We start from the raw sequence: 22,045 nt of genomic DNA on the forward strand, positions 1-22,045 counted from the left end.
TATTATGAAACTGAATTTCTCTTTGTATCGCTACAATCCGGATGTCGATCAAAAGCCATACATGAAGGACTACACGCTGGAAGTAGAAGAAGGATCAGACATGATGCTTCTAGATGCGTTGATTCTGCTAAAAGAGCAAGATCCAACGATCTCTTTCCGTCGTTCTTGTCGTGAGGGCGTATGTGGCTCAGATGGTCTAAACATGAACGGTAAGAATGGCCTGGCTTGTATTACACCACTTTCTGCATTAAGCGGTGACAAGATAGTCATCCGTCCACTGCCTGGTTTGCCTGTTGTGCGAGATCTTATCGTTGACATGACACAGTTCTACGATAACTATGCGAAAGTTAAGCCATTCTTGATTGATGACGGCGCGCTGCCACCATCACGAGAGAACCTGCAAACGCCTGATGAGCGTGCACATTTAGATGGTTTATATGAATGTATTATGTGTGCATGTTGTACGACGTCATGCCCATCATTCTGGTGGAATCCAGATAAATTTATCGGTCCTGCAGGTCTTCTTGCGGCGTATCGTTGGCTAATTGATAGCCGTGATACAGCGACAGATGAACGTTTGTCAAATCTTGATGATGCATTTAGCGTTTTCCGTTGCCATGGCATCATGAATTGTGTAAGTGTTTGTCCTAAGGGACTAAATCCAACGAAGGCAATCGGTCATATTAAGACGATGCTAGTAAACCGTTCGATTTAATTAACAAAAAATTGCCGACCCACTCTGGGTCGGCTCTTAATAGCTCGGCGTAAGACCGAAGCAAACGTGAAAACTACTGGTTAAGGGAAAATATGCACAACGGCGTGATGAAGGCGTGGCTCGAGTCTTCACACTTGGCTGGCGCCAATGCAACGTATGTAGAGGACCTCTACGAACTGTATCTAAGTGATCCCGATCTGGTAAGTGAGGAGTGGAAACGTGTTTTTGATGGCTTGCCTAAGCCTTCAGAAGAGGTGGTTGATCAACCCCATTCACGTGTCCGTGACTACTTCCGACGACTCGCTCAAGAAACAAAGCATTACAATGTCCAAGTTAGTGATCCTGATGTCGACGCTAAACAGGTAAAAGTACTTCAATTAATCAATGCTTACCGCTTTCGTGGTCATGAAGCGGCACAGCTTGACCCTCTAGGTTTATGGCAACGCCCACCAGTGGCGGAGCTAGATCCTGCATTCCACAATCTTACCGAAGACGATCTAGAAGAGACTTTCAACGTGGGTTCTTTTGCTATTGGCAAAGACACCATGCAATTGAAAGACATCCACTCGTCACTGAACAAAATTTACTGTGGCTCTATCGGTGCTGAATATATGCACATGACAGACACTGAGCAAAAACGTTGGATCCAGCAGCGTTTAGAGTCAGTGGTCGGTCAGCCGTCATTCAGCAAAGAAGAAAAACAAGAATTCCTCGAAGAGCTAACAGCAGCAGAAGGTTTAGAGCGCTATCTTGGTGCGAAATTCCCAGGTGCGAAGCGTTTCTCTCTAGAAGGTGGTGATGCCCTAATCCCTATGACGAAAGAGTTAATTCGTCATGCGGGTAAGAGCGGTATGCGCGAAGTCGTGATTGGTATGGCACACCGTGGTCGTCTGAACATGCTTGTGAACGTACTTGGTAAGAAGCCACAAGATCTATTTGATGAGTTTGCTGGTAAACATGACGACACTTGGGGTACAGGTGACGTTAAGTACCACCAAGGCTTCTCAGCAGACTTCGCGACACCAGGTGGTGATGTTCACTTAGCACTTGCGTTTAACCCGTCTCACCTTGAGATCGTTAACCCTGTAGTTATCGGTTCGGTGCGCGCGCGTCAAGATCGTTTAGGTGATACAGAAGGTAGTACCGTTCTTCCAATTACCATTCACGGTGACTCTGCGATCGCAGGTCAGGGTGTTGTTGCTGAAACATTTAACATGTCTCAGGCACGTGGTTTCCGTGTAGGTGGTACGGTTCGCATCGTTGTAAATAACCAAGTTGGCTTTACTACATCTAACCCGACCGACACACGTTCGACTATGTACTGTACCGATATCGCTAAGATGGTTCAGGCACCAATTTTCCACGTTAATGCTGATGATCCAGAAGCGGTTGCTTTTGTCACTCGTATTGCGCTGGATTACCGTAACGAATTTAAACGTGATGTTGTGATTGACTTGGTTTGTTACCGTCGTCATGGTCACAACGAAGCGGATGAGCCAAACGCGACTCAGCCGTTGATGTACCAAAAAATCAAGAAACACCCAACTCCGCGTAAGCTTTATGCTGACGTGCTGATTGAACGTGGTGATTTTGGTATTGATACTGCGACCCAGTATGTCAATGAATACCGTGATGCATTAGATCGCGGTGAAGTCGTGGTTAAAGAATGGCGCCCGATGGCGTTGCACTCAGTAGACTGGTCTCCATACCTTGGGCACGACTGGGATACGGAATGGAATAGCCAATTCGATACTAAGCGTTTACTAGAGCTTGGTCAGCGTCTGTGTACTTACCCTGAAAGTCACAAGCTGCAAAGTCGAGTGAACAAGCTTTACAACGATCGTACAGCGATGTTGAGCGGTGAAAAAGCGATTGACTGGGGTATGGCTGAAACTTTGGCTTACGCAACTCTGGTTGACGATGGCAAGCGCATTCGTATTTCTGGTCAAGACTCTGGTCGTGGTACTTTCTTCCACCGCCACTCAGTTTTGCACAACCAAAATGACGCGAGCACTTTTGTTCCGCTAGCAAATATTCACGACAAGCAAGGCCCATTTGAAGTCTTTGACTCTGTTCTATCTGAAGAAGCAGTACTGGCATTTGAGTACGGTTACGCGACAGCAGAACCAAGTGGCCTAACTATTTGGGAAGCGCAGTTTGGTGATTTTGCCAACGGTGCTCAAGTAGTGATTGACCAGTTTATTTCATCAGGTGAGCAAAAATGGGCACGTTTATGTGGTCTGACAATGCTTCTTCCTCATGGTTATGAAGGTCAAGGCCCAGAGCACTCATCAGCTCGCCTAGAACGTTACCTACAGCTTTGTGCTGAGCAAAACATGCAGGTTGTTGTGCCTTCTACTCCAGCTCAGGTATACCACATGATTCGTCGCCAGGTTGTAAGACCTATGCGTCGTCCACTTGTGGTGATGTCTCCTAAATCATTGCTGCGTCACCCGCTATGTACTTCAACAATTGAAGACCTAGCTGAGGGCACATTCCAAGCGGCAATTGGTGAAATTGACAACCTAGAAGCTGCGAAAGTGAAACGCGTGGTTTTCTGTTCAGGTAAAGTTTACTTCGATCTGCTAGAGCAGCGTCGTAACAATGAACAAGATGATGTGGCGATTGTTCGTATCGAGCAGCTTTATCCATTCCCTCTTGAGGAAGTAAAAGCCGCTATCGAGCAATACACTAACGTTGAAGATTACGTTTGGTGTCAAGAAGAGCCGCAAAACCAAGGCGCTTGGTACTCTAGCCAACACAACTTCCGTGCTGCAATCCCAGCCGGCGCTGATCTGAAATACGCTGGTCGCCCAGCTTCAGCATCACCTGCAGTAGGCTACATGTCAGTACACTTGAAACAACAAAAAGCGCTAGTTGATGATGCGCTTAACGTGAATACAAAAACTTCGGACTAAGAACTAGAAGTTAAAGGAAGAAACAGATATGACAATTGAAATTCTGGTTCCAGATTTACCTGAATCGGTTGCTGACGCAACAGTCGCAACATGGCACAAACAACCTGGTGACGCAGTAGAGCGTGACGAGGTTCTAGTAGATATCGAAACGGATAAAGTGGTTCTTGAAGTACCTGCTCCAGAAGCGGGCGTTCTAGAAGCCATCATCGAAGAAGAAGGTGCAACCGTACTTTCAAAGCAGCTAATCGCTAAGCTTAAGCCGGGTGCTGTTGCAGGTGAGCCGACTAAAGACACGACTGAAGAGTCTGAAGCGTCTCCTGATAAGCGTCATAAAGCTTCGCTAACAGAAGAAAGCAACGATGCACTAAGTCCAGCAGTTCGCCGCCTACTAGGTGAGCACGGTCTAGAAGCGAGCCAAGTGAAAGGCACTGGTGTTGGCGGTCGTATCACACGTGAAGATATCGAAGCGCACCTTGCTAAGGCGAAAGAAGCGCCGAAAGCCGATGCTCCGGCAGCAGTTGAAGCACCAGCTACAGCGCGTAGCCAAAAGCGTGTTCCAATGACTCGTCTACGTAAAACAGTTGCAAATCGTCTTCTTGAAGCGAAGAACAACACTGCAATGTTGACTACGTTTAACGAAGTGAACATGAAGCCAATCATGGACCTTCGTAAGCAGTACAAAGACCAGTTCGAAGAGCGCCACGGTATTCGTCTAGGCTTTATGTCTTTCTACGTGAAAGCGGTAACAGAAGCACTGAAACGTTACCCTGAAGTCAACGCGTCTATCGACGGTGATGACATCGTTTACCACAACTACTTTGACATCAGCATGGCTGTTTCGACGCCACGTGGTCTAGTGACACCAGTACTAAAAGACTGTGACACTTTAGGTTTCGCTGATGTTGAAAAAGGCATCAAAGAGCTAGCAATCAAAGGCCGTGACGGCAAGCTAACTGTTGATGAACTAATGGGTGGTAACTTCACTATCACTAACGGTGGCGTATTCGGTTCTCTAATGTCTACGCCTATCATCAACCCACCTCAATCGGCAATTCTTGGTATGCATAAGATCCAAGAGCGTCCAATGGCGGTGGATGGCAAGGTTGAAATCCTGCCTATGATGTACCTAGCGTTGTCTTACGATCACCGTCTAATCGATGGTCGTGAGTCTGTGGGCTTCCTAGTAACGATTAAAGAGCTACTAGAAGATCCAGCGCGTCTGCTATTAGACGTTTAATATCGCTAAAACGTCTAGCGGCCGTTGGTGGCTAGACGTTCGATAGTTTTCAAGGCTAGACTGGCTCAACTGTCTGGCCTTCACTTGAATCTTATCTACCTGCACAGCGAGATAAGATTGATTTGAGAAGACCCTACAGACGTCCGCTGACATGGCGGCGTTATGGAAATAATAATCCCTACAAGGGAAAATAAACGGAATATCAAAATGAATTTGCATGAATACCAAGCCAAACAGCTGTTTGCAGAATTCGGTTTGCCTGTACCGGAAGGTTACGCGTGTGATACACCACAAGAAGCTTTTGAAGCTGCAGGTCGTATCTCTACAGAGAAGAAAGTCGTTAAATGTCAGGTTCACGCAGGTGGACGTGGTAAAGCGGGTGGCGTTGAGCTGCACGATACTAAAGATGGCGTTAAAGAGTTTGCACAAAAGTGGCTAGGTAAAAACCTAGTGACTTACCAAACAGATGCAAATGGTCAGCCTGTGACTAAAATCCTAGTTGAAGAAGCATCAAACATTGCTAACGAACTTTACCTAGGTGCGGTTGTAGACCGTGCAACGCGTAAAGTTGTATTCATGGCATCGACTGAAGGTGGTGTTGAAATCGAGAAAGTTGCAGAAGAGACTCCAGAGTTGATTCACAAAGCAGCTATCGATCCACTTGTTGGTCCTCAAGCTTATCAAGGCCGTGAGCTAGCATTCAAGCTAGGTCTTGAAGGCGATCAAATCAAACAGTTTGTTAAGATCTTCATGGGTCTTGGCAACATGTTCTCTCAGTACGATTTAGCGCTACTAGAGATCAACCCTCTTGTTATTACTGGCGAAGGCAACCTGCTATGTCTAGACGGTAAGATCAACATCGATTCTAACGCTATGTACCGTCAGCCTAAGCTGCGTGAAATGCACGATCCTTCGCAAGAAGACGAGCGTGAAGCACATGCAGCTCAGTGGGAACTGAACTACGTAGCACTAGACGGCAACGTTGGCTGTATGGTTAACGGTGCAGGCCTAGCAATGGGTACGATGGATATCGTAAACCTACACGGTGGCAAGCCAGCTAACTTCCTAGATGTAGGTGGCGGCGCAACGAAAGAGCGTGTAGCAGAAGCATTCAAGATCATCCTATCTGATGACAATGTAAAAGCAGTACTAGTTAACATCTTCGGTGGTATCGTTCGCTGTGACATGATCGCTGAAGGTATTATCGGTGCGGTTAAAGAGGTAGGCGTAAGCGTACCAGTAGTTGTTCGTCTGGAAGGTACTAACGCAGACCTAGGTCGCGAAGTTCTTGCTAATTCTGATGTTGATATCATTGCAGCTGAGTCGCTAACTGACGCAGCTCAGAAAGTTGTTGCTGCTGCGGAGGGCAAATAATGTCTGTACTAATTAATAAAGACACGAAAGTAATCTGTCAGGGTTTCACTGGTGGTCAAGGTACTTTCCACTCTGAGCAAGCGATCGCATACGGTACGCAGATGGTTGGTGGTGTTTCTCCAGGTAAAGGTGGTCAAACTCACCTTGGTCTACCTGTGTTTAACACAGTACGTGAAGCCGTAGAAGCAACTGGCGCGACAGCAACAGTAATCTACGTTCCTGCTCCTTTCTGTAAAGACGCTATCCTAGAAGCGATTGACGCGGGCATCGAGCTGATCGTGACAATCACTGAAGGTATCCCTACAACGGATATGATCGACGTGAAAGTGAAGCTAGAAGAAACTGGCGTTCGTATGATCGGTCCTAACTGTCCAGGTCTTATAACTCCAGACGAGTGTAAGATTGGTATCATGCCTGGTCACATCCACAAGAAGGGTAAAGTTGGTATCGTTTCTCGCTCTGGTACACTAACGTACGAAGCGGTTAAGCAGACTACAGATGAAGGCTTTGGTCAGTCTACTTGTGTTGGTATCGGTGGTGACCCAATTCCAGGTTCAAACTTCATTGATATCCTAAAACTGTTCCAAGAAGATCCAGAAACAGAAGCAATCGTAATGATTGGTGAGATCGGTGGTACAGCTGAAGAAGAAGCAGCAGCATTCATCAAAGAGAACGTGACTAAGCCAGTAGTTTCTTACATCGCTGGTGTAACAGCTCCTCCTGGTAAGCGTATGGGTCACGCGGGTGCAATCATCTCTGGTGGTAAAGGTACTGCGGAAGACAAGTTTGCTGCACTAGAAGCAGCAGGCGTTAAGACGGTTAAGTCTCTTGCAGACATCGGTAAAGGTCTACGCGAGATCACAGGTTGGTAATTTAGCCAATTGTTGTAAAGAAGGCTTGGTATTCGCCAAGCCTTTTGTTTTTTTGCTCTCCAAATATTTGTCATTCCTTAGAACGACGAAGGAGAGAGTAAGAAGACTCTTCTTGTTTTCGACTCGCTTTAAGAGATCCCCAACTCGTTCGTACCTCACTCTTGAGGATGACGTTGTTCGTCATGGTGTTGTGGCGGTGAACTAGATATGTCATTCCTTAGAGCGACGAAGGAGAGAGTAAGGAATCTCTTCTTGTTTTCGACTCGCTTTAAGAGATCCCCAACTCATTCGTATCTCCCTCTTGAGAATGACGGATAGAACGGGCGTCCAGTAGATTAAAGTCCTAATTTGCTCTCCAAGGCTGCTATGCGCTGATTCAACTGCGCAACCTCTTGTTCCAACTGCTTTATACGATCCTGATCGTTTGATTCAGTTTTCGCTGCGACTTCAACTTTTGGTACACGGTTAGAACTCTTCCAGCTTTTTAAGGTAGTGATTAAAGCAGGCATCGGGACAGAGGTACTCAAGCGCGCTTTGACCAAGGCTACAGTCGGCTCCTTTCCTTCTGCGTGTAATTGTTCAAGGATATCTTTTAGCTCTTGGCTAACATCTTGAGTAAGCATAAAACCTCCATTGTGTTGTGTTCACCAATAATACTGAGCTTAGCAATAATTGACTAATGGAAAATTAAGAAATGGTGTGTGCGAGATTTCTCACAAGTGATGTAAGACAAAGTGCGTTTTAAACACGGAAATAGCCTCCAGTGTTTCTTTATCTATCTGATATATAATAGTTTTCTGTTTTGTTTCTAACTTGTTTCAATAATAGTTTGCTTTGATGGCATTGTCTTAAAGGCGAATTCGAGTAAATTAGAGGGTGTCGGAAGGATGCTGACACGGAACAGGAAATACCAAGGATTGGGAATCTTCAGGATGAAGATTGGTTGACGAGGAACGTTGATCAAGCATGGAGCGAAAGGACATTGTAAGGATACGTTCGCTAACAGGATGTTAGTGGCAAGGATGACAATGGACACCTCTAGGATGAGGCTAGGACAGTATCAGGATGATACAAAGGACACCGCTCAAGGAACAAGTGATGTGGAGCTGACGAGGATTGTTAGCTATCAGGACGATTAGGACACCGCTAGGAAGGCGAAGGCAGGATTTTACTGAAGGATTCAGTAACTATTAAGGAAGATGCATGGAGCGCCTTTTGTAGCCGGATTGCTGCGAGTAAGACTATAGCCCCGATACTAACGTATCGGGGCTTTTCTTAGATCTCACCTTTATAAAAAACTCTAACAACAACGTTCAAAAAACTACCTAGATCAATAAAGGTTTTTAAAAGTTGGTTTAACTTTTCGGCTTTGTTTTACAAGACAATTTTGGCTGCTAACAAGGATGTGTCATGACTATAGTGACTCGCCGTGCGTTATTGGTTCCCTATAACGACTCATTACAATCTGAATTTTTGATGCTCAACTGCTGTGCCATCAATCGCGCTCAGATGAACGGTGCCCATACGGTGTCGTCTGCAAAGAAACTATTTGAAAAAGTCCTGAATGACCGCAATATCTATGCTATGGCGGTGTTAGATAGCCATACTCGCGACTTTATCGGTCATGTGTTTATCTCAGACCTAGATAGCCAGCCAGAGCTCGGATACATTTTCGATAAAGACTATTGGGGCAGAGGTATTGCAAGTGAAGTGTTGCAAGCGTTTTTCCCTAAAGCAGTCAGAGATTTAAATCTAGATAGGGTACTAGCGACAGCCAATGTAGGTCACGAACCGTCGGTACGCATACTGCAAAAGCTAGGTTTCAAGCTAAATGCACACAAGAAAGATACATTTGGTCCGTATGATGAGTATCTGTTTACATCCGATGTGGTGGAAGCTCAACCTTTGCTAGTCGGAAACCTTGCATAAAGATTCGGCCTTGATAGCAGTCATCGCCAAGTGAAGAAAATTCAAATTGATAAACAGAATGCCAACGCCAGACACCGTCTGGCGTTTTTAGTTTATGACCTTTAAGTGCAACGCTCAGTAGCTGTAAGTCGAGCTCTTTGCATTTACGAGCCGCAATGGTTTTAGCGAGTTCTGCTTGGCGGCGTTGTTGCCAAAACACAAGACAGACAATTGCGAGTCCGAGTATGGCAAAAAGGTCATGAATCATAGTTACGCCTTCGCTGCTTGTTGAAGGTTGATTAACGCTTTTGCTAGCTCTTCAGAAGGGCTGGAGTGAAGCAGCGGCAGCAGAATCATTCGTAACTCGGGCAGCATGACAAGATCGGCAAAAAGCTGGTTGAAGAGTGCTTGATTCCCCGTCTGTGCCAACCTGAGTAGAAATTGCTCGGCTATTTTCGCATCTCTTAGCCAATGCCAGCTGCGCCCTGCAACACCAATTAACACCTCTTGATGGCTTAAGCGCGGTGAAGCGAGTACTTGGCTAATAATTGGCAGCGTGAGCGGCTGTGGTGCGCCAGATAACGCGCGCAGCAATGCAGACAGCAGGAATAGGTCCGGTTCGTTGCTATCAACTTGCTGTTGAGCCATTTCAGCTAGGCGCTGCGCTAATTTTTGCGGCAAATCGGTATGTTCTAGAGCGCCGAGTAGGGCGTAGAGAGGTTCGTTAGGCAGGTGCGGCAACGCTTTTCTAACATTAACACCATTTTGTTCCTGCCCTAAGCGTGCACAGATATCTGTGACTCCTTGTAAGCCAACGGTATGCCACTTATCCCACTCTAAACCGCCAGAGAAGTAGTGCTGAGCATGCTCGTAATATTGGCTGCATGGCAGGTTCAATTCAGCGCGAATTTGGCTATGGAAAACGGCCATCTTATCTTCGGCAGGTTTGAAGGTGTACGGGTTATTAGATAGCTTTTGCTGCTGCTCTTCACTCATCTCTTGATTTAAGCGCGTTCCCATTGCTTCAATCACATACTTGATGAAGTTACCCACATCGGCTTGCTTGAGTAAGCCGCGCTCGTCCAATTCAAACTTTAGAAACCATATCCACGGCTGTTGCTCTTGGTTCCAATAAGCAATCGCCAAGTGGGCCTTACGCTGCATTGGGTAAGGGTAAGGTTGCTGACCTTTTTCAACATCGACGAAGACTTTATTTTCAACCTTCTTGATTCGGCGACCAAGATCAAACACTTGATACTGACAGTCACTGTTGGTCAACAATTGGGTAAGGGTATGAATGGTTTCCATTGGAGAATTGTCCTAACTTTCTTTCCTCTATAAATGGTACCCTTAGGGCAATTTTCAAGGTCAGTAACAAAGATAAATGACAAAAGAGAAACAATTAGCCGCACTGATTGACCGTTTAGAGCTTGCCATGAAGCAACTTGAACTATGGTGCTCAGAACAACCCAGCGAACAAGCGTTGGCAAGCCAACAGCCATTCGCACTCGATACCTTAGAGCCACAAGTGTGGTTGCAATGGGTATTCATTAGCAGAATGCGAGTGATGCTAGAGCAAAAACAACCATTACCAAGTGGCTTTTCGTTGTCGCCCTATTTTGAAGAGTGTTGGAAAGAGCAATCTAGCTTGCACCCAATTATAGCGATATTACGTCAGATAGATGAGGAGTACCGTTGATGCTAGAGATAGTGTATCAAGATGAGTATTTTGTCGCGGTAAACAAACCTGCTGGCATGTTAGTTCACCGTAGTTGGTTAGATAAACACGAAACTCAATTTGTCATGCAGACCTTACGTGATCAGATAGGGCAGCATGTTTTCCCACTGCATCGACTCGATCGTCCTACATCCGGTGTGTTGATTTTTGCCCTGTCGAGCGAGGTCGCTTCTCAGGTGATGCCGATGTTTGCCAATCATGAAATGGAAAAAACGTATCACGCTATTGTCCGTGGCTGGATTGAAGAAGCGGCGCGTTTGGATTATCCGCTGAAAGTAGAGTTGGATAAAATTGCCGATAAGCACGCTAGCCAAGAGAAAGAAGCTCAGGAGGCGATCACCGATTACCAACCTGTTGCGAAAGTCGAAATTCCTCACTCTATCGGTAAGTTTCCGACGACACGTTATTGCTTGATGGAGATGAAGCCATTAACGGGGCGAAAACATCAGCTAAGACGTCATATGGCGCACTTAAGGCACCCAATTGTGGGAGATACCACTCATGGTGATGGTAAGCACAATAAGCTATTTCGAGAGATCTATGATTCACACCGATTGTTACTTCATGCCTCTAGCTTGAAGTTTGTTCATCCGTTTACCGGACAAGAACTTTTGATTAAAGCGGGTGTTGATGAAACTTGGCAGAGACTCTGTGCAGAGTTTAGTTGGGATATTCCGCAGTCGTAGAGAAAATAAACCGTCACTTTATTGCAAAGTGACGGTTGAAAAGCTGATATTACTTACAGTAAACACGCGCTTCACGAGGAGTGTAGATACCGAATGTGATTGTGCTGAATACGATATCTTTGAAAGTTTGCTGCGTTTCTACTTTAGCCACTTTATCTGCTGCGCCACATACTTGTGTTGCGTCGATTTGCTTGCTTTGACCGATACCGCTCACAAAGAAGTGATGAGTTTTTAGTTCTGTCGCTTCATTTGTTTCTTGCGCTGGTGATACAACGAACGTTTGTTGTGCACAGCCAGATGCCAATAGACTGATTGCCGCTGCGATGACAAGCTTTTTCATAACTCTTTCCTTAACTATTATAATTGGACTCAAATCGGCAAGCGTTCTGATTAACCTGCCGAGTGCAGTGTAACAAGTTTCTTATAAAATTGTATGTATTGAGTTTGTGTTTATTTGTCATGTGATTGATTTTTGTGATAACAATCGGGATCAGTCGATGTTTAGATAACGGACTGAGGCAGGTAATAAAAAACCCTCCGAAGAGGGTTTTATCAATAACAATTCAAGCTATAGTCTATTTGGCGAGGTAATCACGAATAGACTGTTCAATACCTACAGCATCAAGACCTAGCTCCTGATGAAGTTCTTCTTGGGTACCTTGGGCGATGAATTTATCTGGTAAGCCTAGGTTTAGCACTGGCTTAATGATCTTTTCTCGCATCATAAACTCGATGACACCTGCACCTGCGCCGCCTGCAATGGCATTCTCTTCTAGCGTAACCAGCACATCATGTTCATCTGCGAGTTGCTTAATAAGCGCTTCATCAAGTGGTTTAACAAAACGCATATCAGCGACGGTTGCGTTGAGTGCGTCTGCTGCTTGTTGACCACTGTCTAAGAAGGTGCCAAAGTTCAGAATAGCCACTTTTTCACCTTGGCGGACAATGCGCCCTTTACCGATTTCTAGCGCGGTGAAATCCTGTTTGATCTCTGCACCTGTCCCAGTTCCACGTGGGTAACGAACCGCAGATGGACCAGTATGTTTATGGCCCGTATATAGCATCTGACGGCACTCATTTTCGTCACTTGGTGCCATGATGACCATGTTCGGGATACAGCGCATAAAGCTAAGATCGAACGCGCCTTGGTGCGTCTGACCATCAGCACCAACAAGACCTGCTCGGTCAATCGCGAACATGACAGGTAAGTCCATGATCGCAACATCATGAATGAGCTGATCATAACCACGCTGCAAGAAGGTCGAGTAGATAGCCACTATAGGGTGGTCACCTGCGATGGCCATACCTGTCGCTAACGTCACGGCGTGTTGCTCTGCGATTGCGACGTCAAAATATTGCTCTGGATACTCTTTAGAGAATCGAACCATACCTGAGCCTTCACGCATCGCAGGCGTAATGGCCATCAGTTTTGGATCTTGCGCAGCCATATCACAGAGAAAATCACCAAAAATCTTCGAGTAACTCGGTTTTCCACCGCTGCTCTTAGGCAGTGAAGTATGGCTAGGGTCAAACTTAGGGACACCGTGGTAGCCGATCGGATCTTTTTCCGCTGGCTCATAACCTTTGCCCTTTTTGGTCATGATGTGTAAGAACTGCGGACCTTTTAGCTCGCGCATGTTCTTGAGCGTTTTAACTAGCTCGTTTACATCATGGCCGTCGACTGGGCCAATGTAGTTAAAACCAAGCTCTTCAAATAAAGTTCCTGGGACAACCATGCCTTTAAGGTGCTCTTCAGTGCGACGAACCAACTCTTTAATCGGTGGTACACCTGAAAGCACTTTTTTACCACCTTCACGAATCGAGGTGTATAAGCTACCAGAGAGCACTTGAGCAAGATGGTTGTTAAGCGCGCCTACGTTTTCTGAAATCGACATTTCGTTGTCGTTAAGAATCACCAGCATATCAGGATGCACATCACCAGCGTGGTTCATCGCTTCAAATGCCATACCCGCTGTAATTGCACCATCACCAATCACGCTAACCACTTTACGGTTTTGCTCTTCTTTACCCGCGCTGATTGCCATGCCCAGTGCCGCGCTGATTGAAGTGGATGAGTGACCGACCGATAATGTGTCGTACTCACTCTCTTCACGCCAAGGGAAAGGGTGCAATCCATCTTTTTGACGGATAGTCGACATTTGGTCACGGCGACCCGTCAGGATTTTATGCGGGTATGCTTGATGGCCAACATCCCAAACCAGTTGGTCAAATGGAGTGTTGTAGACGTAATGCAGAGCAACGGTAAGCTCAACGGTTCCTAAACCTGATGCGAGGTGACCGCTCGACTGACTTACTGAATTCAATAAGTAGGTGCGTAGTTCATCACACAGTTTAGGTAGTACTTCTTTTGGAAGACTACGTAGCTCGTCAGGTGTATCTGCTAAAGCCAGTGTTGGATATTTCGAAATATCAAGAGTCATATAAAAATGCGCGCTTATAGTGTTAGTTCTTGCGCTCGACGACGTATCGGGCGAACTCTTCGAGTAACTTTGTATTGTATGGGATTGCTTCCAAAGCTTGAAGGGCTTCGTTTAACAGAGTGTGAGCTTTGTTAATAGCTCCGTCCAATCCAAGCAGCGCTGGATAGGTGCTTTTGTTTAATTCTTGGTCAGAACCTTGAGGTTTGCCCAATGTTTCGGTATCGCTGATGATATCTAAAATATCGTCTTGAACCTGAAACGCGAGACCAATTGCATCAGCGAACGTATCAAGTTGAGGCATCACCTCTAACCCTTTTTCTCCGGCGGCAAGAGCGCCAAGACGAATCGCTGATTTCATCAATGCGCCAGTCTTATTACGGTGAATGGCTTCTAACTCTTGCAGCGAAACTTGTTTGTTCTCAGCCGCAAGGTCAAGAGCTTGACCCATACACATCCCATTGGCACCTGATGCATCGGCAAGTACTTGCACCATCTTTATACGGTTGTTTTCAGCGTTAGGGTTCACACGGCCCTCCGCCAGAATCGTAAAGGCTAAGGTTTGCAGTGCGTCGCCAGTGAGAATAGCGGTCGCTTCATCGAACTTAACATGACAGGTGGCTTGCCCACGGCGTAGCTCATCGTCATCCATTGCAGGGAGATCATCGTGGATAAGAGAGTACGCATGGATACATTCTACGGCAGACGCCGGAGTATCTAGATCATCAAGTTCGCAACCGAGCATTTGACCTGTGATATAGACAAGAAATGGTCGTGCGCGTTTGCCCCCAAGCAATAAGCCGTAACGCATGGCTTCGATAAGGGGCAGATTTTGGTGTGGCAGTGCTTGCAGCCAGTGTTCAAGCTGAGCATTGTTTCGCTGTTGAAGTGAGGTTAATGCCTCATGCATGGCAGACATCTTCTATAAATTATTGTTCAGGCTGAGCGTTAAAATCAGAGAGTGGAGATTCATCATCATTTTGTAACAAGATGCTGACACGTTGTTCTGCGTCGCTCAGTTTAGATTGTCCTGAACGAGCAAGGGCAATGCCGCGCTCGAATTTTTTCAACGCATCTTCTAGTGCTAAATCACCATTTTCGAGGTTTTCAACGATCACATCGAGCTCTTCGATGGTCGCCTCAAAGGTCATGTTTTCTGGTTTCTTGCTCGCCATAACTATTCTACCGAGATAAAGATGCACGAAAGTTACCTTAGCCGATAATGATGGTCAAATTTAACCGAGTAAATTTGTCAGAAAAATCGAGCTTGTACGGTCATATTCTGCGCAGGTACTCAATATAGGGCTAAAGTCTAGTAGGTGTCTGTTACTCAGCATCTATATTTATGTGAGTACAGTACCAATAAAATACTAAAGATCTTAAGATGTTGCCGATATAATTTGTTAGAAGCTTAAAGATAGCATGAGGAGTGCTCTGTGGATTTAGCAACGCTGGTAGGACTGATTGGCGGTTTTGCTTTCGTCATCATGGCAATGATACTGGGCGGAAGCATCATGATGTTCATCGACGTAACGTCGATTCTTATCGTGGTGGGTGGCTCTACCTTCGTAGTGTTGATGAAGTTCACTATGGGACAGTTCTTTGGTGCAGCCAAAATCGCTGGTAAAGCGTTTATGTTTAAAGCGGATGAACCAGAAGACTTGATTGCTAAAGTGGTCGAAATGGCGGATGCAGCGCGTAAAGGTGGCTTTCTTGCACTAGAAGAGATGGAAATCACCAATAGCTTCATGCAAAAGGGTATCGACTTGCTGGTGGACGGCCACGATGCTGATGTAGTTCGCGCGGCACTACAAAAAGATATCGCGCTAACAGATGAGCGACACGACTTTGGTGCGAGTGTATTTAGAGCCTTTGGTGACGTTGCGCCCGCAATGGGTATGATCGGCACACTGGTTGGTCTGGTTGCCATGCTCTCTAACATGGATGACCCGAAAGCCATCGGTCCTGCAATGGCGGTAGCACTTCTGACTACGCTTTATGGTGCGATCCTATCCAACATGGTGTTCTTCCCAATTGCCGACAAGCTTGCATTACGTCGCGAACAAGAAAAACTCAATCGTCGCCTTATTATGGATGGTGTACTTGCGATTCAAGATGGTCAAAACCCACGTGTTATTGACAGCTATCTGAAGAATTACCTCAATGAAGGTAAGCGTGCCCTTGATGTAGATAACGAGTAAGGTCACTGATATGGAAGAAGAAGAACCAAAATGTCCGCCACCTGGCCTCCCGCTATGGATGGGGACTTTTGCTGACTTAATGTCGCTGTTGATGTGTTTCTTCGTACTACTGCTCTCGTTTTCTGAAATGGATGTACTGAAGTTTAAACAGATCGCCGGCTCAATGAAGTTCGCTTTCGGTGTGCAGAACCGATTGGAAGTGAAAGACATCCCGAAAGGGACAAGTATCATTGCTCAGGAATTTAGACCGGGCCGACCAGAGCCGACGCCTATTGATGTTATCATGCAGCAAACCATTGATATTACTCAGCAGACGCTAGAGTTCCACGAAGGTGAGTCAGACAGAGCGGGTGGTACGCAGCGTGATGAAGGTAAAATGACGGGTGGTCAATCACCGGATACTTCAACGCAAAACAACCAAAACTCTGAGTCAGACAACGAACAGCAACAATCGGCTGAGATGTCTCAAGAGCTTGAAACCTTGATGGAAAGCATTAAGAAAGCGTTGGAGCGTGAGATAGAGCAAGGGGCAATTGAAGTTGAAAATCTAGGTCAGCAGATTGATATCCGCATTCGTGAGAAAGGCGCGTTCCCTGAAGGGTCGGCATTCTTACAACCTAAGTTCCGTCCTCTGGTTCGTCAAATTGCCGATCTAGTCAAAGATATACCGGGAATTATCCGAGTGTCAGGGCATACTGACAATCAACGCATTGACTCTGAGCTCTACCGTTCTAATTGGGATTTATCTGCGCAGCGAGCCGTTTCAGTCGCCCAAGAGATGGAGAAAGTTCGCGGCTTTGATCATCAGCGTCTTCGCGTCAGAGGTATGGCAGATACAGAGCCACTTGGCCCTAACGATACTGAAGCGCAGCGTTCTCGTAACCGCCGGGTTGAGATCAGTATTATGCAAGGGGAAGCGCTGTTAAGCGACGAAGTCCCAGTCATTCAATAAAAGATAAAAAGACGAGCACAAACGCTCGTCTTTTTTATGGTCTTTGCTTCATGTATAATCTTGCGCCCTTAGAGGCAGCACATCGCTGCTAGGCTCAATAGAGCGTGAAAATAGCGAAACAGTTAACTTGTGAAGTGAATTATGAAATTTATCGTAAAGCCCCATCCAGAAATTTTTGTAAAAAGTGAGTCTGTGCGCAAGCGCTTCACAAAGATTCTTGAATGCAATATTCGTAACGTAATCAAGAGTCGTACAGAGTCTGTTGCTGTTTTCAACCGCCGTGACCACATTGAAGTTACAGCGGAAACGGATGAATTCTACAAAGAGACAATCGAAGTATTGACTCATACACCGGGCATCCACCACGTACTTGAAGTGCAGCAGTCAGAGTTCAAAGACTTACACGATATCTTCGAGCAAGTATTGGAACTCAACCGTCCTAACCTTGAAGGCAAAACGTTTGTAGTTCGTGCTAAGCGTCGTGGTAAGCATGATTTCACTTCAATTGAACTAGAGCGTTACGTCGGTGGTGGTCTTAACCAAGCGATCGAAAGCGCTAGCGTAAAACTGCGTAACCCAGATGTGACGGTTAAAGTGGAAGTGGTTAACGAGAAGCTTAACCAAGTGATCAAACGTTACAAAGGTCTTGGTGGCTTCCCTCTTGGTACACAAGAAGATGTGTTGAGCCTTATCTCTGGTGGTTTCGATTCTGGTGTATCGAGCTATCTGCATATAAAACGTGGCTCAAAAGTTCACTACTGTTTCTTTAACCTCGGCGGCCCTGCGCACGAGATTGGTGTTAAACAGGTTTCTCACTACCTGTGGAACAAGTACGGTTCATCGGCAAAAGTACGTTTCATCTCGGTAGACTTTGAACCAGTCGTGGCTGAAATTCTAGAGAAAGTCGATGACGGCCAAATGGGCGTTATCCTTAAGCGTATGTTTATGCGTGCTGCGGGTATGGTGGCTGAGAAGTTTAAGATTGAAGCGCTAGTAACGGGTGAAGCATTAGGTCAGGTATCCAGCCAAACCCTAACAAACCTGCGTCATATCGACAATGTGACAGATACATTGATTCTTCGCCCGCTTATCAACTGGGATAAAGAAGACATCATCAATCTAGCTCGTGATATCGGTACTGAAGATTTCGCTAAGACGATGCCTGAATATTGTGGCGTAATTTCTAAGAAGCCAACGGTTAAAGCGGTTAAAGCGAAACTGGACGCTGAAGAAGAGAAGTTCGACTTTGATATTCTAGAACAGGTTGTTCGTGACGCACGTGTTATGGATATTCGTGATATTGCGAAAGAAACTGAACAAGCTGCACCAGAAGTTGAGCAAGTTCAAGCGGTGGAAGAGCACGCGATCGTACTTGATATCCGCAGCCCTGAAGAAGAAGATGACAATCCACTTGAGATTGATGGCGTTGAAGTGAAACACATTCCATTCTTCAAGCTAGGTACTCAGTTCGGTGATTTAGACCAATCTAAATCTTACCTGCTTTACTGTGACCGTGGCGTGATGAGTCGTCTACAAGCTCTTTATCTTCAAGAGCAAGGCTTTAACAACGTTAAGGTTTACCGCCCGTAGCGAGCACTACATATAGTACTAAAAGCGCAAATCGTTGATTCGGTTTGCGCTTTTTTGTTTGTGGCGAGTGGAATTTGGCGCATAAAAAAACACCGCCATCTAGGCGGTGCTAAATATTTGACAGACAGGTCAAAATAAATACAGGAAGTATATGTTTCGTTTCCTATGGAAACAAAACTGGTAGAAACCTACCGAACTCGAAATACGAGTTTGCAAACACAACATCGCAACAAAAGGTCAATTGATTTAAAGCATAAATCAAGCCGTTCTGACTTCTTGCTGCGGGGTGAAATATAGAATTTCTCTGGTCGTCAGGCAATGGACATTTTATAATGTTTCAGATAAAAAAAACTAATCCAATTTATAGAAGGTCACTATGTCCAGAAGATTGCCTCCTTTGAACTCATTAAAAGTGTTCGAAGCCGCGGCTCGACATCTGAGTTTTACTCGTGCAGCCGAAGAGTTGTTTGTGACTCAAGCTGCCGTCAGTCATCAGATCAAAGCGCTAGAAGAATTCCTTGGCTTAAAACTATTTAGACGCAGAAACCGCTCGTTGCTGCTTACCGAAGAAGGTCAAAGCTACTTTCTTGATATCAAAGATATTTTTACTTCGTTGGCCGAAGCGACCGATAAAGTGCTTGAACGCAGTGAAAAAGGGGCGTTGACCATCAGTTTACCGCCAAGCTTTGCGATTCAATGGTTGGTCCCTCGATTAGCGGACTTTAACCAACAAGAGCCTGATATTGATGTTCGAATTAAAGCGGTCGATATGGACGAAGGCTCGTTGACCGATGACGTCGATGTTGCGATTTATTATGGTCGCGGTAACTGGCCAGGTTTGCGAGCGGACAAACTGTATCAAGAATTTTTGATCCCACTCTGTTCACCTTCATTACTTTTAGGTAACAAACCATTAGAAACTCTAAGTGATTTGAAGCAACATACCTTACTTCATGACACCTCTCGCAAAGATTGGAAACAGTTCGCTAAGCAAAATGGTATTGAAGGTGTTAACGTGAATCACGGGCCAATATTCAGTCACTCGACTATGGTACTTCAGGCTGCCGCTCACGGTCAGGGGGTCGCGCTGGGTAACAATGTCCTCGCTCAACCAGAGCTTGAAGCAGGCCGTCTGATTGCGCCATTTGATGAGGTGTTAGTGTCTAAGAATGCTTTCTATGTGGTGTGTCATGATAAACAGGCGGATATGGGGCGAATTGCTACCTTCCGTGACTGGATGTTAGCCAAAGCGCAAAGTGAGCAAGAGGATCTATTAGATGACTGATTACCTCATTGACGGTGACAAAGGCAATCCGTTGTTTATTTTTGCTCACGGAGCAGGGGCTGGGATGGACCATGCCTTTATGGAAGCCGTGGCAAAGGGCCTTGCTCAAAAAGGCGTTCAAGTGGTGCGCTTCAACTTTCCTTACATGGTCAAGCGAGCAGAGGATGGCAAGAAAAGACCGCCAGATAGAGCGCCTAAGTTACTTGAAGCTTATCAAGCCGTGATTGACCAGTACTGCCCAACTGGGGCGGTTGTTATTGGTGGTAAGTCTATGGGTGGGCGTATGGCGAGCCTTCTAGCGAGTGAAGATAAGGTTGCTGGCGTTGCTTGTTTAGGCTTTCCGTTCCATCCACCGGGTAAGCCTGAGAACTACAAAGGTGCCCACTTAGCAGAGCTAGAAAAGCCTTGTCTTATTCTGCAAGGTGAGCGCGATACCTTTGGTAAGAAAGAAGAGTTCGAACAGTTTGAGCTCTATACTGCAATCAAAGTGGCGTTTATTCCCGATGGCGATCATAGCTTCAAACCTCGTAAGAGCTCAGGGCATACTGAAGCTGGAAACATTCAACTAGCGATTGAGCACTTAGCCAAGTTTATCTTGGAGGTGTCTGATGCGAAGTAGGTTCTGGTTAGCGTTAGGTGGCGGCGTATGTGGTCTTGGTGTTGCGTTGGGTGCATTTGCCGCTCATGGTTTGAAGAAAATGCTCTCACCTTATCTGATTGAGGTTTTCTCTACGGGGGTGCAGTACCAATTTATTCATGGCATTGCTATTTTGCTTTGTGGTGTGTTACTCGGACTAAAATTGCCACTTAAGTCACAAAAATATTTCTCCCTCGCGGCAGTTTGCTTTATCATCGGCATCCTTTGTTTTAGCGGCAGCCTCTACGCGTTGGCATTAACGGGCATTAAATGGTTTGGTCCTATCACACCATTGGGTGGACTAACGTTTATGCTTGGTTGGGGTTTGTTCGTATACGCAGCACTACAGGTTAAAGAGGTGAACCAGTGAAACAATTAATGCTCTACTGCCGCAGCGGCTTTGAAAAAGAGTGTGCCGGAGAAATTCAGGATCGTGCTACTCAGTTAGAAGTGTTTGGTTTCCCACGTCTTAAAAAGAACACTGGTTACGTGCTGTTTGAATGTTACCAAGACGGTGATGCGCAAAAGCTAGTCAAAGAGCTCGATTTTAAATCGCTCATCTTTGCTCGTCAGATCTTTGCTGTCGCAGCTGAAATTCAAGAACTGCCGCGTGAAGATCGTATCTCACCGATTTTGCATGATTTAAGTTTCGTAGAGACAATGCCGCGTTGTGGTGATATTCGCGTCGAAACGCCGGATACCAACGAAGCGAAAGAGCTACTGAAGTTCTGCCGCAAGTTCACTGTGCCAATGCGACAAGCTCTGCGTGGCAAAGAGATTCTGTTCCCGAAAGACAGCCCTAAAAAGCCTGTGCTACACATCTGCTTTGTCGCTCCTACGCATTGCTTTATCGGTTACTCTCTACCTAGCAATAACTCACAGTTCTTTATGGGGATTCCTCGCCTTAAGTTCCCTGCGGATGCACCAAGCCGTTCAACTCTGAAGCTAGAAGAAGCGTTTCACGTGTTTATTCCTCGTGAAGAGTGGGATGAACGCTTAGCTGCAGGTATGTGGGGTGTTGATTTAGGAGCGTGTCCTGGCGGTTGGACGTACCAACTGGTGAAGCGCTCGATGTTTGTTCATTCTGTCGATAACGGCATGATGGCAGATAGCCTAATGGAAACCGGGCAGGTTAAACACCACCAAGAAGATGGTTTTAAGTTTGAGCCTGCGCGTAAAAACGTAACTTGGCTAGTGTGTGACATGATCGAAAAACCATCACGCGTTGCTCAGCTGATGGGTGAGTGGATTATTAGCGGTTGGGCTAAAGAAGCCATCTTTAATCTTAAGCTGCCGATGAAAGGCCGTTACGACGAAGTGTTAGAAGATATCGAGAACTTAAAACTCTTCCTGATTGAAAATGGCGTGAAGTTTAAGCTTCAAGCGAAACACTTGTACCATGACCGAGAAGAAATCACGGTCCATGTTCAGTGTTTATCGAATATCTCACCGCGCTAAATTAAAAAACGCTCCCTAGATAGGGAGCGTTTTTGT

Annotated in this window: 22 protein-coding genes; 15 read left to right on the forward strand and 7 right to left on the reverse strand. The window is 45.8% G+C overall.

Annotation, left to right across the window (positions count from 1 at the left end; genetic code table 11):
• The first annotated feature begins 4 nt into the window (after positions 1–4).
• From LYZ37_RS03935 to sucD, 5 genes are all read left to right on the forward strand, one after another.
• Entirely contained in the window at positions 5–715 is a 711-nt protein-coding gene (locus LYZ37_RS03935) for a succinate dehydrogenase iron-sulfur subunit (RefSeq protein WP_004744514.1), read from the forward strand.
• Between the two features lie 92 nt (positions 716–807).
• Positions 808–3,633: a 2-oxoglutarate dehydrogenase E1 component gene (gene sucA / locus LYZ37_RS03940; RefSeq protein WP_272786588.1), complete on the forward strand. Its 2,826-nt coding sequence runs from the start codon at positions 808–810 to the stop codon at positions 3,631–3,633.
• Between the two features lie 28 nt (positions 3,634–3,661).
• Positions 3,662–4,870 carry a 2-oxoglutarate dehydrogenase complex dihydrolipoyllysine-residue succinyltransferase gene (gene odhB / locus LYZ37_RS03945; RefSeq protein ID WP_004744516.1) on the forward strand — a complete coding sequence of 403 codons (1,209 nt, stop codon included), beginning with the start codon at positions 3,662–3,664 and terminating at the stop codon, positions 4,868–4,870.
• Positions 4,871–5,077: 207 nt separating this feature from the next.
• Positions 5,078–6,244, forward strand: a complete 1,167-nt coding sequence (sucC, locus tag LYZ37_RS03950) for an ADP-forming succinate--CoA ligase subunit beta (protein WP_004744517.1) — start codon at positions 5,078–5,080, stop codon at positions 6,242–6,244.
• Positions 6,244–7,116, forward strand: a complete 873-nt coding sequence (gene sucD / locus LYZ37_RS03955; protein WP_005476019.1) for a succinate--CoA ligase subunit alpha — start codon at positions 6,244–6,246, stop codon at positions 7,114–7,116. Before sucC ends, sucD begins: the two co-directional genes overlap by 1 nt.
• Before the next feature lie 335 nt (positions 7,117–7,451).
• Here sucD and LYZ37_RS03960 read toward each other — a convergent pair whose 3' ends face one another.
• A complete protein-coding gene (locus LYZ37_RS03960) occupies positions 7,452–7,739 on the reverse strand; it encodes a hypothetical protein (protein ID WP_272786592.1) in 288 nt (95 codons plus the stop codon).
• 787 nt (positions 7,740–8,526) lie between these two features.
• On the opposite strand from LYZ37_RS03960, the gene LYZ37_RS03965 reads away from it, so the two are divergent.
• The gene (locus LYZ37_RS03965) at positions 8,527–9,045 is read left to right on the forward strand and encodes a GNAT family N-acetyltransferase (RefSeq protein ID WP_004744521.1); all 519 of its coding nucleotides are present in this window, start codon (positions 8,527–8,529) and stop codon (positions 9,043–9,045) included.
• Here the strand turns inward: LYZ37_RS03965 and LYZ37_RS03970 are convergent.
• The gene (locus LYZ37_RS03970; RefSeq protein WP_069665742.1) at positions 8,993–9,292 is read right to left on the reverse strand and encodes a DUF3301 domain-containing protein; all 300 of its coding nucleotides are present in this window, start codon (positions 9,290–9,292) and stop codon (positions 8,993–8,995) included. The genes LYZ37_RS03965 and LYZ37_RS03970 overlap by 53 nt on opposite strands.
• A 2-nt stretch (positions 9,293–9,294) precedes the next feature.
• Positions 9,295–10,332: a DUF3549 family protein gene (locus tag LYZ37_RS03975; RefSeq protein WP_272786594.1), complete on the reverse strand. Its 1,038-nt coding sequence runs from the start codon at positions 10,330–10,332 to the stop codon at positions 9,295–9,297.
• 76 nt (positions 10,333–10,408) lie between these two features.
• Here LYZ37_RS03975 and LYZ37_RS03980 point away from each other — a divergent pair, with 76 nt between their 5' ends.
• Both LYZ37_RS03980 and truC read left to right on the forward strand, forming a co-directional pair.
• Positions 10,409–10,723, forward strand: coding sequence for a YqcC family protein (locus LYZ37_RS03980; RefSeq protein WP_272786595.1), 315 nt, complete (start codon positions 10,409–10,411; stop codon positions 10,721–10,723).
• Complete coding sequence (gene truC / locus LYZ37_RS03985) at positions 10,723–11,448, forward strand: tRNA pseudouridine(65) synthase TruC (RefSeq protein WP_272786596.1); 726 nt, start codon at positions 10,723–10,725, stop codon at positions 11,446–11,448. Before LYZ37_RS03980 ends, truC begins: the two co-directional genes overlap by 1 nt.
• Positions 11,449–11,497: 49 nt before the next feature.
• Here truC and LYZ37_RS03990 read toward each other — a convergent pair whose 3' ends face one another.
• The 4 genes from LYZ37_RS03990 to xseB all read right to left on the reverse strand — a co-directional run bounded on the left by LYZ37_RS03990 (position 11,498) and on the right by xseB (position 15,061).
• On the reverse strand, positions 11,498–11,788 hold the full coding sequence (locus LYZ37_RS03990) for a Bor family protein (protein ID WP_004744526.1): 291 nt from the start codon (positions 11,786–11,788) through the stop codon (positions 11,498–11,500).
• Positions 11,789–12,023: 235 nt separating this feature from the next.
• Positions 12,024–13,889: a 1-deoxy-D-xylulose-5-phosphate synthase gene (dxs, locus tag LYZ37_RS03995; RefSeq protein ID WP_272786597.1), complete on the reverse strand. Its 1,866-nt coding sequence runs from the start codon at positions 13,887–13,889 to the stop codon at positions 12,024–12,026.
• Positions 13,890–13,911: 22 nt separating this feature from the next.
• Complete coding sequence (gene ispA / locus LYZ37_RS04000) at positions 13,912–14,796, reverse strand: (2E,6E)-farnesyl diphosphate synthase (protein WP_272786598.1); 885 nt, start codon at positions 14,794–14,796, stop codon at positions 13,912–13,914.
• A 19-nt stretch (positions 14,797–14,815) separates the two neighbouring features.
• Positions 14,816–15,061, reverse strand: coding sequence for an exodeoxyribonuclease VII small subunit (xseB, locus tag LYZ37_RS04005; RefSeq protein ID WP_004744529.1), 246 nt, complete (start codon positions 15,059–15,061; stop codon positions 14,816–14,818).
• Positions 15,062–15,322: 261 nt separating this feature from the next.
• Between xseB and pomA the strand changes: the two genes are divergently transcribed.
• The 7 genes from pomA (at position 15,323) to rlmM (ending at position 22,009) form a co-directional block, all read left to right on the forward strand.
• Entirely contained in the window at positions 15,323–16,087 is a 765-nt protein-coding gene (gene pomA / locus LYZ37_RS04010; RefSeq protein WP_171322386.1) for a flagellar motor protein PomA, read from the forward strand.
• 10 nt (positions 16,088–16,097) lie between these two features.
• Entirely contained in the window at positions 16,098–17,039 is a 942-nt protein-coding gene (locus tag LYZ37_RS04015) for a flagellar motor protein MotB (RefSeq protein WP_004744531.1), read from the forward strand.
• 141 nt (positions 17,040–17,180) lie between these two features.
• Positions 17,181–18,629: a tRNA uracil 4-sulfurtransferase ThiI gene (thiI, locus tag LYZ37_RS04020; RefSeq protein WP_239826319.1), complete on the forward strand. Its 1,449-nt coding sequence runs from the start codon at positions 17,181–17,183 to the stop codon at positions 18,627–18,629.
• Positions 18,630–19,005: 376 nt separating this feature from the next.
• Positions 19,006–19,914: a transcriptional regulator GcvA gene (locus tag LYZ37_RS04025; RefSeq protein ID WP_004744533.1), complete on the forward strand. Its 909-nt coding sequence runs from the start codon at positions 19,006–19,008 to the stop codon at positions 19,912–19,914.
• Entirely contained in the window at positions 19,907–20,533 is a 627-nt protein-coding gene (locus tag LYZ37_RS04030) for an alpha/beta fold hydrolase (protein ID WP_272786600.1), read from the forward strand. Before LYZ37_RS04025 ends, LYZ37_RS04030 begins: the two co-directional genes overlap by 8 nt.
• A complete protein-coding gene (locus tag LYZ37_RS04035) occupies positions 20,523–20,921 on the forward strand; it encodes a DUF423 domain-containing protein (protein ID WP_004744535.1) in 399 nt (132 codons plus the stop codon). The genes LYZ37_RS04030 and LYZ37_RS04035 overlap by 11 nt, the downstream gene beginning before the upstream one ends.
• Positions 20,918–22,009: a 23S rRNA (cytidine(2498)-2'-O)-methyltransferase RlmM gene (gene rlmM / locus LYZ37_RS04040; RefSeq protein ID WP_004744536.1), complete on the forward strand. Its 1,092-nt coding sequence runs from the start codon at positions 20,918–20,920 to the stop codon at positions 22,007–22,009. Before LYZ37_RS04035 ends, rlmM begins: the two co-directional genes overlap by 4 nt.
• Positions 22,010–22,045 lie beyond the last annotated feature (36 nt).

The organism is Vibrio tubiashii, from assembly GCF_028551255.1.
Taxonomy (GTDB): domain Bacteria; phylum Pseudomonadota; class Gammaproteobacteria; order Enterobacterales; family Vibrionaceae; genus Vibrio; species Vibrio tubiashii_B.